The organism is Candidatus Poseidonia alphae (assembly GCF_943787815.1).
GTDB classification, from domain to species: Archaea; Thermoplasmatota; Poseidoniia; order Poseidoniales; family Poseidoniaceae; genus Poseidonia; species Poseidonia alphae.
In genome coordinates this window covers 1-14779 of sequence record NZ_CALSNW010000006.1, presented here as the reverse complement: position 1 = coordinate 14779, position 14779 = coordinate 1, and the positions used below count along the sequence as shown (strand labels likewise).

Annotated in this window: 15 protein-coding genes; 7 read left to right on the top strand and 8 right to left on the bottom strand. The window is 47.3% G+C overall.

Annotated elements, in window-relative coordinates; genetic code table 11:
- Positions 1-76 precede the first annotated feature (76 nt).
- The 4 genes from AAA857_RS08420 to AAA857_RS08405 are packed head-to-tail and all read left to right on the top strand — an operon-like array spanning position 77 to position 2040.
- Positions 77-658 (top strand): nucleoside-triphosphatase, encoded by a 582-nt coding sequence (locus AAA857_RS08420; RefSeq protein ID WP_338174519.1) that lies wholly within the window; start codon positions 77-79, stop codon positions 656-658.
- 51 nt (positions 659-709) lie between these two features.
- Positions 710-1051: a hypothetical protein gene (locus tag AAA857_RS08415; protein ID WP_338174518.1), complete on the top strand. Its 342-nt coding sequence runs from the start codon at positions 710-712 to the stop codon at positions 1049-1051.
- Positions 1052-1111: 60 nt separating this feature from the next.
- Complete coding sequence (gene gcvH / locus AAA857_RS08410) at positions 1112-1495, top strand: glycine cleavage system protein GcvH (RefSeq protein WP_338174517.1); 384 nt, start codon at positions 1112-1114, stop codon at positions 1493-1495.
- Positions 1496-1500: 5 nt separating this feature from the next.
- Positions 1501-2040, top strand: a complete 540-nt coding sequence (locus AAA857_RS08405) for an RNase H family protein (protein WP_338174515.1) — start codon at positions 1501-1503, stop codon at positions 2038-2040.
- On the opposite strand, the gene AAA857_RS08400 is transcribed toward AAA857_RS08405, so the two are convergent.
- Positions 2037-2900 carry a sugar phosphate nucleotidyltransferase gene (locus AAA857_RS08400; protein ID WP_338174514.1) on the bottom strand — a complete coding sequence of 288 codons (864 nt, stop codon included), beginning with the start codon at positions 2898-2900 and terminating at the stop codon, positions 2037-2039. The genes AAA857_RS08405 and AAA857_RS08400 overlap by 4 nt on opposite strands.
- 52 nt (positions 2901-2952) lie before the next feature.
- On the opposite strand from AAA857_RS08400, the gene AAA857_RS08395 reads away from it, so the two are divergent.
- Entirely contained in the window at positions 2953-3372 is a 420-nt protein-coding gene (locus tag AAA857_RS08395) for a hypothetical protein (RefSeq protein ID WP_338174513.1), read from the top strand.
- Here the strand turns inward: AAA857_RS08395 and AAA857_RS08390 are convergent, their stop codons facing one another.
- Both AAA857_RS08390 and AAA857_RS08385 read right to left on the bottom strand, forming a co-directional pair.
- Complete coding sequence (locus AAA857_RS08390; protein WP_338174512.1) at positions 3373-4854, bottom strand: hypothetical protein; 1482 nt, start codon at positions 4852-4854, stop codon at positions 3373-3375.
- A 38-nt stretch (positions 4855-4892) separates the two neighbouring features.
- On the bottom strand, positions 4893-5819 hold the full coding sequence (locus tag AAA857_RS08385; protein ID WP_338170829.1) for a transcription initiation factor IIB: 927 nt from the start codon (positions 5817-5819) through the stop codon (positions 4893-4895).
- A 178-nt stretch (positions 5820-5997) separates the two neighbouring features.
- Between AAA857_RS08385 and AAA857_RS08380 the strand changes: the two genes are divergently transcribed.
- Positions 5998-6144 (top strand): hypothetical protein, encoded by a 147-nt coding sequence (locus tag AAA857_RS08380; RefSeq protein WP_338174510.1) that lies wholly within the window; start codon positions 5998-6000, stop codon positions 6142-6144.
- Positions 6145-6213: 69 nt separating this feature from the next.
- Here AAA857_RS08380 and AAA857_RS08375 read toward each other — a convergent pair whose 3' ends face one another.
- Both AAA857_RS08375 and AAA857_RS08370 read right to left on the bottom strand, forming a co-directional pair.
- Positions 6214-8139 carry a hypothetical protein gene (locus AAA857_RS08375; RefSeq protein WP_338174509.1) on the bottom strand — a complete coding sequence of 642 codons (1926 nt, stop codon included), beginning with the start codon at positions 8137-8139 and terminating at the stop codon, positions 6214-6216.
- The gene (locus tag AAA857_RS08370) at positions 8114-8365 is read right to left on the bottom strand and encodes a hypothetical protein (protein ID WP_338174508.1); all 252 of its coding nucleotides are present in this window, start codon (positions 8363-8365) and stop codon (positions 8114-8116) included. The genes AAA857_RS08375 and AAA857_RS08370 overlap by 26 nt, the downstream gene beginning before the upstream one ends.
- An 838-nt stretch (positions 8366-9203) precedes the next feature.
- Here AAA857_RS08370 and AAA857_RS08365 point away from each other — a divergent pair.
- Positions 9204-10319 (top strand): DUF1996 domain-containing protein, encoded by a 1116-nt coding sequence (locus AAA857_RS08365; protein WP_338174507.1) that lies wholly within the window; start codon positions 9204-9206, stop codon positions 10317-10319.
- Between the two features lie 135 nt (positions 10320-10454).
- Here AAA857_RS08365 and AAA857_RS08360 read toward each other — a convergent pair whose 3' ends face one another.
- From AAA857_RS08360 to AAA857_RS08350, 3 genes are all read right to left on the bottom strand, one after another.
- The gene (locus AAA857_RS08360) at positions 10455-10943 is read right to left on the bottom strand and encodes a hypothetical protein (RefSeq protein WP_338174506.1); all 489 of its coding nucleotides are present in this window, start codon (positions 10941-10943) and stop codon (positions 10455-10457) included.
- 318 nt (positions 10944-11261) lie between these two features.
- Complete coding sequence (locus AAA857_RS08355) at positions 11262-11891, bottom strand: PmeII family type II restriction endonuclease (protein ID WP_338174505.1); 630 nt, start codon at positions 11889-11891, stop codon at positions 11262-11264.
- A gap of 303 nt (positions 11892-12194) precedes the next feature.
- The gene (locus AAA857_RS08350) at positions 12195-14633 is read right to left on the bottom strand and encodes a hypothetical protein (RefSeq protein WP_338174504.1); all 2439 of its coding nucleotides are present in this window, start codon (positions 14631-14633) and stop codon (positions 12195-12197) included.
- Between the last annotated feature and the right edge of the window lie 146 nt (positions 14634-14779).

The window sequence follows — 14779 nt, the reverse complement described above, 5'->3', positions numbered from 1 at the left end:
CCTCCTTGGCAGCCCTAGATTTTATATCACATAACCCGTTGGAAAAGGTTGTACGACTTTCGGAGGACGCAATTCAATGGGCATTCATCCAAAAATCGGAATCACCGGCTTGCCGCGAAGTGGGAAGTCTGCAGTGATGGAAAAAGTTCTCAAAATGCTGGTAGATGAACGCACGAGAGAAATAAAAATGCGCGGAGGCACCGTTGAAAAGCCAATTTTGGGCGGTCTTCGAACAGAACCACTTTTAGAAAACGGCGAACGTCTAGGATACAAAATCATTGACGTTGTCACCGGTGAAGAAGGCATCATCGCCCACAAGAGCATCGACTCCAGACTCCGAGTACTGGGGTATGGAATCGATGTTGAAGAACTGAACCGTGTTGCCATCCCGGCCATTGATTACGCCCAACACAACTGTGAGGTTTTGGTCATCGATGAAATCGGTAAATTCTCTGTTGAGTCCGAAGCCTTTGTCAGTGCAGTCCGCAGTGCTCTGGAAGTTGACATGCCCACCCTACTAACCCTGCACAAAAAGAGCCGTCATCCGCTCTTGCAAGACATTCGCCGCCGTGACGACGGTCGAATTCTCGAAGTGACTCCGGTTAATCGAGCCTTGTTGCCCTACAAGATTCACAAGTTGATGCGGGAAACCTACTGAGCATACCTCGCTCATCGGTTGATTCATCCGTAAGAAGTTCTTGGAACGTTCATGCACCCCCCTGCAGTTGCTGTTTCCCGACTCCTTATGGGAGCCGGCGTGGGGTTGTTCCTCGGCGTTGGTTTTGCGATGCAAGAAGGGCGGGCATCGCTGACTACGATCGGCGCATTTCATGGATTTGCGATTGTCGCGTTGGTTTGTTTTGTTCTTGGCTGGCAACTTTCCAATGGAAAGGGGCCTCTTTCTTCACAGTTCTCCAGTGAAAACGATGAGGCAATGGCGGCTCGAGTCCGGGATGATATCGAAGACGTGCAGCGCTCCGAAGACGTCAACAATGCATGGGCTGAACTTGAAACCAAGGTTCTGACCAGCGAATTGAATGAAGAGGAATGAACAAACCAGAAATCGGTGGATTCATGAGGGTCCTCCTTGTGAGGCAATTGAGGCAGCACCATGAGTGAAATCCCCGAAGACCTGTACTATACCAAAGAACACGAATGGTTGAAACTTGATGGAAACACAGTCACCATCGGAATTACCGACCATGCTCAAGAAATGCTGACCGACATTGTTTACATTGAACTTCCTGCTGAAGGCGACGTCATGGGCGTCATGGGTGAATTCGCTGTGGTTGAGTCGGTCAAGTCTGCTTCGCCAATTTTCGCACCGCTTGCCGGAACCATCACGGCCGTCAATATGGACCTTGATGATGCACCCGAATTGATGAATACATCTCCTTACGATGAGGGATGGATTGTCAAAATGACGCTCGATAACCCGGAAGGCGTTTCAGAGTTAATGGACGCTGCTGGTTACAAGGCTGAAATCGGCGAGTGAGCTGTTTGAGTGCATCTCCCGTCTGGAGCCTCTATGTTGATGGCTCCTGTCTTGGGAATCAAAATGTAGACGCCCAAACGCCCGCCGCCTGGGCATTGGTTGCTGTCAAAGGCGATTCGGGGCTGGGCCGTGGAACAGGTGAAATCGTTGAGGAAACATCGGGCCGAGTGATCACTGACCCTGAGGTTGACGGTTTTATTGGGGCCGAGGTGGGCTCAAACAACACGGCTGAGTTGTGCGGGTTTGCGGCTGCTCTTCGCTGGCTTCTCGTGGAAGGAGGGGAAGAAGCTGCTGTGATTCGTGCCGATTCCCAATACGCTGGCAACCTTGCAAGCGGAGCTTGGAAGGCCAAAGCCAACAAAGAATTGGTTCGCCAAGTGCAATTGCTTTGGAGGGAAGTTGCAGGCTTGCGGCCGCTGACATGGTCGCATGTGAAAGCGCATCGTGGCCATCGTTGGAACGAACGGGCCGACCACCTCGCTCTACGTCGCGCACAGGGTGACCAACCGGAGCCCCTGACCTTTTGGAAACCCGGACAGCGTTAGTCATTCAGTCGCTCTTGAAGCCAGGCCCGCATAGGTTGCGAATATTCTGGCCGGCGTAGCGCATGGTCGACTTGGGCTTGAAGCCACAAAAGCGGTGAACCTGAATCATACCACTGCATTCCATCCAGGAGAACCCCATGAAGAGCCCCTTCGTTCATCCAGTGCTCCTGAAGAGCAATGGTTTGCAAATCCCCACATCGTTCAAAGGAATAGTTCTCCAACAAGGCTTGGGTTGTGGCTGGGAAGACGTATCGCCCGCACATCGCCATCCGGCTTGGCGCTTCTGACAATGACGGTTTCTCAACCATTCCGGTGATAACGCTCCCTGTCATTGAAACAATCCCGTAATGGCTCACTTGGTCCTCTGGAACTTCCATCAATCCAACGGTTGCTTGCCCGTGCTCGTTGAATTGTTCAACCAACCGACGTGAAGCCGTTGATGATGCAAAGGCAGTTGTTGGGCTGTGGATGTCCATCAGGACATTGTCCCCAAGCAAAACCAGCATGGGCCCTTCAACGGCGTGTAGAGCGCACTGTAGCGCATTTCCAATACCTTTGGCTTCATGTTGAATGTGAGTGAATACCTCGATGTCTTTTGTGATGTTAAACAGAGATGCATCAAGTTCCGGCCTCATCGTAGCCAAGTCAGAACGATCGGCGAGAAAATCACCGAGATTTTTTCGCGGTGAGAGAATGATATGGAGGCGGGTTGCTCCTGCATTCTTGGCTTCCATAACCAAGTGTGTAAGCAAAGGAACGTCAACGAGAGGGAGGGTTTCCTTGGGTTGAATGGCGCTTACCGGAAACATCCGAGTTCCCAAGCCGCCGGCCACGATCAGGGCGTCACGAACATGCTGCATGGCACTGCGACAAAGGCACAGGCTTTCAAGCGTGGCCCACTACGGGAGGAGCATGGAGGCAAAAACCATCTCGCTCTCCCTCGCAGTAGCAGGGACGGGGCTTGTCCTACAGACCTTCCTCGATGTCGCCCCTTCGGGGCCTTGGGATTCTGCCTCTTTTACCCGCGGTGTTCTCGGATTAGCAGGCCTTAGCTTCCTGTATCTGGCGTGGTACGAGCGTACATTTGGTCAATTTGGAATTGCCCCTACAGTTGACCGATGGAAGACCCCTGAAGATACGTGGTTGTCAGTCGTAGTCTTCGGCTTGGTTTGCTTGGTTGTGACTCGCTTGCTCTCATTGTTTGATGCGGGTGGCGTTGCTCCGGAACCGGCAGGGTTGATTCTTGCTTTGATTGGCTCCCTTGCCTTGTTTAATGGACTCTATGTTTGGTCCATTACCAAGGGGCCACTTGCTCTGGACGAAGAAGAGTGATCAGTCAAGGAAACCAAGTTCTTGGTCAAGGACATCGAGCGCATCGCCCAATTCAGGAAGTTCCCCTGGTTCTTCCATCGTTGATTGTGGAAGGGGTTTCTGAAGGGTTGTGGGGTGAGAGCCGCCCTGGGAAAGCCATGTTTTCCATGATTCACACCGCTCAGGGCGTCGGAGGGCAAGAATTTCCCACAGCGGTTCGAGGTCAGAGTTCTGCTCGTTGAGCCCTGTGATTCGTTGAGCAAATTGGTCAGAGTCAACCTCTTCCATGCGAATGAGCAGTTCTCGGAGTCGCGTTCGCACAACTTCATCGCCGTCGCACCAAAGTTGGTGAAGAAGTCCCCGTTGGTCGGTAGAATCAAACTCAATGTACTCTCTAAGGTTTGGAACAAGATTTCGCCGTACTATGGCCAAGGGGTGGTGAGCGAGGGTTGCTAAACGGTCAGCCCATTGATCCTTGTCGAGATACTTCAAGTCACCAACGGTTGAACTTGCTGCAGCCAACACACTTTCGTCTTCTGAATCAAGCATATCGTTGAGAAACGGGATGGCGTCTTCACCGAGTCGGCGGAACAGACGAGTCAACACATCCGCTAAACCGCGTTGGACCAAAGGCTCCTCTCTGGAATGAAGTCGGTGCGTGAGTTCGAGGCCAAAATCACGGTCGGCTTCAACCGATTTCGCCAAACAAAGTGTGACTTGAGCCGCAATCTCAGGGTCTTCATCAGCCGCCCTTCTCAAAAGAATTTCTTTCAGTCCTAACGGGTCGATCAAAGGTTTTCGTTCCATCAACAAACGGACCCATTGCATCAAAAGAAGACGTCTTGGGGAGTCGCTGTTCTCAAGGCGTTCAAGAAGCCAAACTGCCGCTTCAACGCCCTGTGTGTGAGCGACAACGACGGTTGACATCCTTGGGACAACGGCGGTAGGGTTCCAATCCATATGTTGGGGTCCAGCATCGGGCTGAGTATGCCATGTTCCAGGGCGTTCTGCGAGAGCGATGGATTCGACGAGGTGGTACCCTTGATGAACGGGCTGGCCGTGAGGGGCGATTGAAAGCCCGTTGAGCAAAGCGATGCTAAGCCACCAGCGGTCCGTATTGGGTGCATGGGGGTCAAAGGCTTGAGCCAACCAATCTGTGGCTATACAAAACAAAAGGCGATTTGAAACATCACTCATACGGCGTTTTAGCCATCGCTCATGAATTTCAAAGGGATCGTCACTGAGGTTCATCCTGTGAGGCACAATGAGGTCGACAACTGAATTGAGGTGTCGGTCAAACATGCCCCGGTCAACGTTGAGAATTCCAAGGCCTTGCTCAAACAACACGTGCGGTGACGTGGGAGGGATGGCGGGGAAATCCGGGTCGCTCATCGGCGGAGAAGGAAGGGGCCATGCGATGGTTCCGCGTTCCAATGCTTCAACCAAACCGGTCGCAACCAGTTCAAACGCTTGGTTTGAAATTTTCTTACGAATCTTGCTCACGCACAAACCCTCCTACACATTTCCTAAGGATGCAATCCTCAAATGTCAAGCTCAATGTTCAAGTTCTGAATGAGTTCTTTGTACCGGTTACGGATGGTGACTTCTGTCACTCCAGCAACTTCAGCAACTTCACGTTGAGTCCGGCGCTTTCCGCACAAAACCGATGCAATGTAGATGATTGAGGCTGCAATTCCAGTCGGGCCTCGGCCACTGGTCAATTCCTTCTCTTGGGCGGCCTTGATGAGTTCGTATGCTTTAGCTTCAACTTCTGCATCCAAACCAAGTCCAGAACAGAATCGTGAGATATAATCTTCAGGGCCTGTCGGCATGATTTTCATCTTGAGTTCACGGACCATGAATCGGTATGTACGGCCGATTTCTTTGCGTCCTGTACGAGATGCTTGTCCGATTTCATCAAGGGTTCGGGGAACCCCACATTGTCGGCAAGCTGCGTAGAGTGATGCTGCTGCGACACCTTCGATGGAACGACCGCGGATCAAACGCTTGTCAACGGCTTTCTTGTAGTTAACAGCTGCAGCCTCTCGGACGGATTTAGGAAGTTCAAGGCGGCTGGCCATTCGGTCCAATTCAGCGAGAGCCATGGCCAGGTTTCGCTCGGTAGCGTTGCTGACTCTGCTTCGCTTCTGCCACTTTCGCATACGGTAAAATTGTGAACGGTATCGGGAATTGATGGTCTTTCCAGAGTAGTCTTTGTTTTGCCAGTCAATGTCCGTTGAGAGACCTTTGTCGTGGAGCATGACGGTCATTGGAGCGCCGGTACGAGCACGCTGATCGCCTTGTTCGGGCGAAAAGACACGCCATTCAGCACCTTGGTCGATGACGTTGTCTTCCAACACCAATCCACAGTCGTCGCAAACCACTTCGCCACGTGTTTCGTCCCTCGATAGTGAACGACTTCCACAGTCGCTGCACTTGACAATATCTTCTACTTGTTGATCATCCATAATTTCCACTCCAACCCACTAATCTAGTGAATCTATATAAGGCCTTTTTGATTTCATATTTAAAATTTTCCAAATGCAATAGATGTCGTGTTTCGCCCACAGTTTGGTAAATATATGGGCCAGCACTGGTTATTAACTATTCAATAACGGTTATTATCTACACCCCCGTGGGGGAAACATGAACCGCCGCACCTCTCAAAATCAGAGAAAAATTCGGATTCCAACCGTACTCCGCCGTCAGCCCAAAAAAGAGCCCCAGGAGGAAGTCGTCGCCAAAGCAGATGACCCTTCCTGCCAAACTCGTGGCTGCGGCTGCGGAAATTGAGAACCCAACTCAAGGCCCCTCGCCGCTGTGCTTTCCTGAGCTTCAGTGCAAACGGTGTTGAACAGGACATCAAGAGTTTACGGTCCGCAATCGGATATAATGAACTCCTGAGGCACCCCCGTGGCCATACTCAGAGGGGCTAAAGGTGAACGGGTCATTCAAGGTTCCCGGTGGACCGTTTTGGTCGGCGAAAGGACCGCTGTGGGCAAATGATGTTCCGTTCCAAGAAGCGGCATAGAACCTGTTGTCCGCACTAAGGTCTTCGATTGTTCCGTATTCGAGGTCAATTGCAGCATCGGGCCACGCATCAAATCTGAATACCACGATATCGATCTCAATTGAACTCGAATTAAATGCAGAAGGATTCAATGTTATGCTATCATCGTAATGCCTCACTACCAACAGGTCGTTACGAATAAGGTCGGTTGTACCAACTTCATGCCCGTGCCATTGATCGTTAACTTTGACAAAGGGTTCAATCGAAAGTTCGCTGGGCTGGTACTCTCCTGCAGTGTCGTCGAATTCCCACAGAACCATCCATCCGTTAACCTCACTCACACCGGCAACCGGAACCAACCAAGGCGCTTCAATGCACAAAGTAACGTCTCGGGCACAGGGCTCCGGAGTCCCTCGGTTTCTTGTGATAATATGGCTGGCATCACGGTCGCTCATCCAAGAGCGAAGGGAATCCAATGAATGGGGTGGTTCTTTCGAATGTTCTTTGCTGAGCCATTTCATCTGAAGGTCTTTTGACGATGCTACGACCGTTGCATCTTCAGGTACTTCATCTGCAATTGAGCGCATCATGTACACCCATTCACTCGTCCTCGAGTGATAGTCATCGGTTTCAATAAGATGGCCGGCAAATGGAGCAACTATGGTCAACACGACCACCATGAAAGAAAGCGCCGGACGAACGGCCGAATCAAACCGATTTTGGCCAGCTTCATTCATCCTTCCTTTCCCGCCGCCACCCTCAGGGGAGCCAATACATGATTCGGGCTGTGGGTGAATCAGTTGGTTCACCCAGTTAATGACAGGATCAAAAGAGCGCGCAGCCAGTGCACAGAACAGGGGGATCACCAAGATCATATAACGCGCTTCTCCATATCCAAGGAGTAAACTGTAAATCAAAATGTGAGGGACTGCTATGGCCGAAATGACTGCGAGTTCGCTCCATTTTTTATCCCGAATGAGCAAGGCGATTCCTCCAAGAGCAAGAAACCAGATTCCGTCCGAGAGAAGGTCCAGCCTGAAGTCCAAATAGCCAAGCACAGAAAATTTTTCTGCAGACCATCCAACTCCCTCCACGGGGTCCAACGCACGGTCCACTGGTGCATTGATTTGAGGTCGTAAAGAAGCCAACACGTCGCCTGTCTCCATCCAATCGTTGAGCATAAAGGGAAGAACGGCTAATGACCATGCGAGAAGGAACCACATCATCGGCTTCACCCTTCTAGCCATCAATCCTGAAAATCCAACAACGCCTAACAAATAGGTGAATGAATACCTAGCCAGGGCCACGCCTCCCGATGAAAAGCCAATGAAGAGCATCAATATCGGTGAGGGTTTTTTCCAATCAATATTCAAGAGGAGATTCATAACCGTAGTCGCCAACATAGCTGCAAAGATTCCATGATAGTATTTTGGACCCCAATCAATGACAACCGGCGAAGTGATGGCAGCAACGGCAAAAAGCGTGGCTGAAACCGTTGATGCTCCCAGTCTTTTACCGAGAACATACGTCTGTAAGCCAAAGAGCAACACGATGAAACGCATCAAAACTAACGATAGCGAGCCTCCTTCGTCAAAAGCAAGTGCAGTACTAAGGAGCACTGGCAGCAACGGAGGTCGAAAAATTCGATTACTGAAGGCATCGAAATCCAAGATATTAGCATAGGTTGACGCCTGCAGAATATGGTAAGCGCCATCGTAGTGGACAGGATAGCCTTTTGCGGGCCGGATCAGTTCACAGATGACGATGACGACTGACAAGCGTAAGAAGTACCAGATGGGATGAGGTGGATTCTCTTGATGCCTTTGGGGCAAACCGTTGAACAATGAACAAACTCAAAGGCAACAAAAGCAGAGCAGAAAAGACCGATGAATTGTAACCAAGGAGAATGAGATTCAATTGCAACCATGCAAAAATCAACACCACCATTGGAGCGAACAGAAACCACCGCTCAAAGGCGTCAACGTCAATCAACTCCCTGTCCATTGTTTCAAACGGTTTGGGTTGAGGTTGTTGTTGTTGCGGTCCTCAAATGAAGTTGCGCAAGGTTTCCACATCGATTTCATTCTCCCGAACAACGATGAAAAATTCATCGATGTTTGTTTGCAACCATCTTTCCTGATTCCGAAAACAACACAATTGTGACGCTGATGCTGTCATCTATTTCGCGAATGTTTTCAAGTTGCAAGGGTAGCGACGAATAGCACCCACTGAAAGACCTTATGAACACCAACTTTGAACACATGGGTTTGAGCATAAACCCTTGTGTAATCTCCATAACCACTTATTCTTGGGATTAGTTTATTCATTTGAATGAATAGGCCTGTTCATGAAGATTGATCATGTTATTGTTTGGCAGTTGCAATCGGCAAGGTATCGAATGATTGCCGTAAATGAGGGAGCACAATGTTAACAATCTTGAGGACACTGCTGAAGTGGTTCAAGGGGGAAATGGAGGAATTGAAACCCGAGACTCGATTCTTTCTCTATGTCGAAATCGGATTCTATTTGCTTGCCGGATTTGTCATTTTCTGGGAACCAGAATTTCTAACAGAATAGAGAGGGGTATACACAAGGGAGCCCCTTGTATATGGCGTCGTTGCTATTGGTACGCACGAATACGGCCCACTGCGAACCCTTGTGAATTCGAATCTTATCTCCGTGGGTCAGTGAAGAGGCCCTTGGAGATTGGCAAATGAAAATCCTCAATATCGGGATTATGCTAATGAACAATTTTCATGAAACTTATGTTGGAATTTTGATTTCCTTGATTCTGAAATCAAGATGTACGATACCTTATCAATAACCAACACGAGAGAGCCTCGTGGAGGAAACTGAGAATTTCCGAGAAGTCGATGTTGCTACGTCAGCGAAGTTCTTCGGCACCAAAATCACGTCCTTTTCTATTCTTCTAATGATTGTTGCAAGCATCATCGCCATTGATGCCTTCGATTGGTTTGAGGGAGACGAAGATGGTGAGGATGAAAGCGATCTCGTAAAGACGAACCCTCCTCCTGAGATCGACCTACAGCCAGGCAGAATTTATTCTGATGAAAACATCTACATCAACGAAGACGGAACCGGGAATTTTCGTACACACTGCACAGAATCCCATGTCAACAATGACGACCCTCTCGTATATCCCGGACAAACAGGGGCTGCTCACGAGCATGTTTTCTTTGGGTTCCCTGAAACGGATGCAAACACCACGACGGAACAACTGAGGAACGCAACAGATCAAACGACTTGCGAAGGAGTGGCTTTGAATCAAGCCGCTTATTGGGTGCCATCATTGTTTTCAGCAGATGGAACCAGGCTGGAATATGTTGAACCTCTCTTTTACTACAAAAGCGGCTACCATATTCCTGCGGAGCTTATTCAAGCCCCACCTGAAGGCTTGGTGATGATTGCAGGTCATGACAGACCAGAACCGCAAGACGTGATAAGTGCGAAGTATCGTTGCGAACATTGGGAGGCTCCTTCTCCTCAATTCGATGAGGGAGATCCAATGGATCATGTGCCGTATTTGCCTGAATGTCAACCAGGTGAATTACTCGAGTTTAGGGTCGTTTTTCCACAATGTTGGGATGGACAAAATCTCACCTCAGAAAATCAGCGCAGCCACATGTCCTATCCTATCCTCGCTGAGGCACCAAACACAGGCACGGGATATTGCCCGGACTCACACCCCGTAGCCATTCCTGAAATATCGTACAAATTTGCATTCTGGGTCACGGAAGAGACCGGTCCATCGGACACATGGTATCTCTCATCAGACATGAATGCATCACACCCGAGCGGCTCATCTTTGCATGGCGACTGGATGAATGGATGGGACCCGGACATCATGGACCTCATCATCAACAATTGCATTAATCCCGGGTACGATTGCAGTGTTGGCCTTCTTGGAGACGGCACACGACTTCAAGAAGTAGAGTGAGATATCAATCCCAGATTGTCAAATTCAAACATTATACACAACGGGCCCCCTTATGCACGTCTGCATTCACATGGGTACCCATGGCATCGTATGCGTGCACAACGGCACCCCTTTCAGACAGTTTTACAATATTTATCAAATACAGTGATCAGTTACTACGTGTTGAGTAGGGCCTGCTCCTCGTAAGGTCATACAAGTCAAAACAACTGGCGGTCCTTTGAGCACGTTGATGCCTGCAATAAACGCTGAAAATTTGGAATCAATTCGTCCCTTGCTTGTGATTAATTTCATGGATTTCATGGAAAATTCGGACCCTTGTACAATTATTCTCTCAACGGCTGGACAATTTCTGATGTAATCCCTAATTTGATGAACTAAATGCTGTGGGTGCATATGATAATTCCACCAAAAATCTGCTTTAATGACGAGGGTTTGACAGCAGTGCCCATAGTGGTGCCCATCAGCCCAAACGGCTACTTCCTGTCCATAGTTTCCAAAACAATTCTCAATATCTAGATTATTCATCATCGCATCTTCAAAACAGGCAATGAGATGATTCTGGTTGTCGATGTTGTGAACAATGTGGTCGTGATGGGGGTCGCTAAACATGTTTGTTGGATTCATTCATTGTTATTTAATTCTATCCAGTTCAATTCACCAAGTTCACAAAGGCTTCATCGTAGTCCTCGTGTATGGATAGGAAATTCACAAGGGTTCGCAGTGGGCCATATTGAAATGTACTCAATCCATTTAATCAAGCCTTGTCAAGCGAATAAGTGATTTACATATATACACAACGGGTATCGCTGAACACCCTTGTACACAATTAGTCCGTTGACAAGGGTTCTCAGTCCGTCCTATTCATGGCTACCCATGAAGGCACATACATACACGAGGGGCCCCCTTGTGTATAATAGACAATACATCCCTCTATTTTTGTCATCAAGGTTTTGTTAACTCATCAATTTTATTTCGGATAATCTCGCTTAGATTGAACCTTTCCCCTTCATCTGTAAGGATTTTTGATAAATTAGCCCATGTATCATCGTCATGGCCAATGAAATTCCAAAAGTCCCGTCCGGATTTAGTTTCATCACCGTCCTCTTTGTCTTCGTTGTACACACACAGAAGAAATTTTTTTCCTGCTTTCTTTGCCTTTTTCTTCTCTTTTTCTATTGTGGCATTATTACTTTTATTTTGGCCGAAAATCGATTTCATCTCAATCCAATACTCGTGCCCGTCGGGATGAGTAAACTTAAGATCAACTGGCTTTGCCTCTTTTTTGGTTTTGATATCAGTACTACCGCCAGCCTCAAGAACACATAATGCAATTTCTTCCATTTTTTGACCTAGTCTCGTGGAAAAAGAGGTTGAAACCGTTTGCACCACTCGATAAAAGATTTGTTCATTCTTTCTTCCAAAATATAATGCTTCATCTACTGGTTTGTTGTTGATAATGTCAACTGTAATATTTTCAATTTTTTTATGAAGGCCTTCTTCTAGTTCTGCAAGAATTTTGATGATTTTATCAGATGTCCCTTTGCTAAATTTAGGCATAAAAGGGGCTTGCATAATTACTATTTATCATCTTCTCCACACCTTAGGCATCAAAATAAAGTAATTTAGTGAAGGGGATAAATGAATAGCATATGTTCACAGGGGGTCATGCTAACACCCTTGTACATAAATTAGATTCACATGGGTTCTGCAGTGGGTCCTATTCACAACGCTACCCTTCCGAATGCGGGTGTTCGCAAGGGGCCCCCATATATTCACGGTTCATCTCAACGTTAGGCACAACAGGGTTCAGTGAGTGTTCATCTAAATCAATTTTCGATACACTTAGATAGCGAGTGTGACCCTTATTCAATTCCACTATGAATCATACATCCGAGAGAGTATCATTCGTTCAGTAAATTGAATGTACATCAATTCCGTACTAGTGCTGAGTCCTGTCGTGTGCGCTGCTTCACCAAGGTCTAGACGATCACCACAATCATCGCTGATGTAAAATTGACTTGCATAAGCTCGAGATGAATAGCCATCAATAAGTTTAATCTCAAGTTCTAGATTTGAGTTCCGGCTAAGGTTGTGGAGATAGACCCTATGATCTCCTTCATCAACATCAAAGTAAGATACTTGAAACCCATTAATTTTCACAATATGTACAACCTTCCCAGGACCAAGATTCGTTTCAATATTCCAATCGACGGTGTAATTGCAGGTTTTGGGCACATCAAGCTGCCATCGGTGGTAATAATTAGGTTGTGGACTAACCGTTGCAGGAAAGCCAACTGCGGTTTCAAAACCTGAGGTCCATGGGTCCCGGATGGAGTATTTTCCAAGGTTTCTGTCGTAAAGATTGAGGTCGAGTGCCCAGAAAATAATTCCATCGGTGTATCTCGCAGCGTTATCGAGATAGGGGGTGATATCTGGTGTATCAACTGAGCCTACGACATCGCCTGTCCATTGATCGTTTGCCCAAAATACTTCCATGCAAGTTTGCCCTAAACCATGTGCAATTTCACAAATTGAGGAGACATATCTATCTTGTAAATCTGGATCATAATGGCCTTCTCGTTGAGGATACTTGAACAAAATACCGTCTACAATATGTGTGATAGTCCAATTTTCATTGGTTTGTGCAATGAAAGAATCGGTAGAGTGCACAGGTCTGTTTTGTACAACTCCACGGTCAATTGTTGCACTGAGGTTCGACAACTCAACTCGATCACCGTCCTGTCCTTGATCCCCCAAACGAAAATCCCACATATATGCCACTTTTTCAGTATACTTTGTAACCGAAGAAGTTCCAGTGTCTATACTGAATTTGATGTGGTTTGTACCTGATTCAGGCAAGATTGGAGTGGAAAACTTTACCTCAAAAATCGTTGACTCATCTCCTTGGGCGTTGGCCATAGAATGCACACCTACTTGTTGACCGTTTACCTCAATCACAAGATCCATGGTGTAGGGTACAGACATCAACATTTCTTGGATGATAAACGAAAGATTTGCTTGTAAATTGGCAAATTGAGGTGGCGTGTCAAATGTCATGTTCATCTCGAGCGTATCTTCGGGATAAAGGTAGAAATCTCCATCCACACCAACCGTTCCATCCGTCAGCGAGCAATGGTTTGAGTTACAACCCGCGGTACCCATCATAATTCCATCATTTGCATAGTAAATCGGAAGAGCCTCAGCGGGTATGTACGGCATGAAATCAATGGGGCTTTGGTTAGATGATGCAACATGGGCAGTATCGCGCATCTGTGTGACATCGCTTACATTCAAACCAGAATCGTTGTAAAGCGTGGTTGGAGATTGCAAGGCTTCATGAAAGTCATCGACTGTTATACCAATATCTTTGTTGTAAACCAGCGCTCGTTCTTTGGTATTGTTAATCTGCGCCAAATATGTTGTCAGATTCAAACTGTCTCTGAAGACCGTCATCGTTGTAATTTCCTCAGTACTGTTGTCAAACGCACTCAATAACCGATCAAAATTCTGCCATTCACAATCAGACGAATTTGCAACCTTGGCTTTGATGGTGTAAAGGTAGAGGTTTTGCGAAGTATTTGTTAAAGCGTTCAAGGTGTTGTTTCCATCCGCTGATTTCCAACCTATATTGTCCTGGCAGCTGTACAGATTTGTTCTATTTGGATCGCTGCTGAAAATCGGATTTGTCCAAGAACCGATCAAGCCCGGCATGGATGGTATCAACGATTCATTCATGGTTAGCCATTGGTACTGTAGGTCTTGTAAGGTTTGGTTTGTAACGTACCATCCATTCCTAAAGGATGCAATCGTTGCATTTGCATTATCCCATCCGAGATTGAAACTCCTCAAAGTTTGGTTGGTTGCATCCCAACCTGTTTGAAGATTAATTATGGTTTGATTTGCGTCTCGCAAGTTGTTTTCAAGTTCTACAATTGTACCGTTTGCTTGACTCCACTCAAGGAGGTATTCGTTGATGGAGGAATTGTAAGCGGCCCATTCCTTCTCAAATTGCAGCAAAGTTTGGTTTGCGCTCTGCCAGCCCATCTGGAGTTCCAAGATTTCTATTTGAGCCAAATCTGCTGTATTGACAGCGTTTAACAAGGATTGATTTGTTTCCTCCCATCCATTTTGGAGGGATTCAATGAAGGACAAAGATTCCTCTAATTCGTATTGAATGATTAGGATTGTTTCGTTTTTAGATTCCAGTTCCGTTTCGTAGAGGAGATCGGGTTGGCTTGTCTCACCTCCAAGGCAACCAGCCATAGGCATAGTAAGAATCAAGAACAACAAAAAGTGACATTTCATCATGTCCATGAATTGTCTTTTATCCCACCAGTATAGAAATTTATTCTATCGCCTTTAATGTAATCTAATACATCTCCACCCCCTCTATGGGACTTCGTTTCTCGGTTACAACTACCTTGCTTATTACAGGGACTGCGCTGCGAAGGTCGTGGACT

Bases quoted from the DNA above. Each gene is read 5' to 3' on its own strand.
- AAA857_RS08420 (WP_338174519.1), top strand. From the start codon at position 77: ATGGGCATTCATCCAAAAATCGGAATCACCGGCTTGCCGCGAAGTGGG.
- AAA857_RS08415 (WP_338174518.1), top strand. From the start codon at position 710: ATGCACCCCCCTGCAGTTGCTGTTTCCCGACTCCTTATGGGAGCCGGC.
- gcvH (WP_338174517.1), top strand. From the start codon at position 1,112: ATGAGTGAAATCCCCGAAGACCTGTACTATACCAAAGAACACGAATGG.
- AAA857_RS08400 (WP_338174514.1), bottom strand. From the start codon at position 2,900: ATGCAGCATGTTCGTGACGCCCTGATCGTGGCCGGCGGCTTGGGAACT.
- AAA857_RS08395 (WP_338174513.1), top strand. From the start codon at position 2,953: ATGGAGGCAAAAACCATCTCGCTCTCCCTCGCAGTAGCAGGGACGGGG.
- AAA857_RS08385 (WP_338170829.1), bottom strand. From the start codon at position 5,819: ATGGATGATCAACAAGTAGAAGATATTGTCAAGTGCAGCGACTGTGGA.
- AAA857_RS08380 (WP_338174510.1), top strand. From the start codon at position 5,998: ATGAACCGCCGCACCTCTCAAAATCAGAGAAAAATTCGGATTCCAACC.
- AAA857_RS08370 (WP_338174508.1), bottom strand. From the start codon at position 8,365: ATGGACAGGGAGTTGATTGACGTTGACGCCTTTGAGCGGTGGTTTCTG.
- AAA857_RS08360 (WP_338174506.1), bottom strand. From the start codon at position 10,943: ATGAATCCAACAAACATGTTTAGCGACCCCCATCACGACCACATTGTT.
- AAA857_RS08355 (WP_338174505.1), bottom strand. From the start codon at position 11,891: ATGCAAGCCCCTTTTATGCCTAAATTTAGCAAAGGGACATCTGATAAA.
- AAA857_RS08350 (WP_338174504.1), bottom strand. From the start codon at position 14,633: ATGGACATGATGAAATGTCACTTTTTGTTGTTCTTGATTCTTACTATG.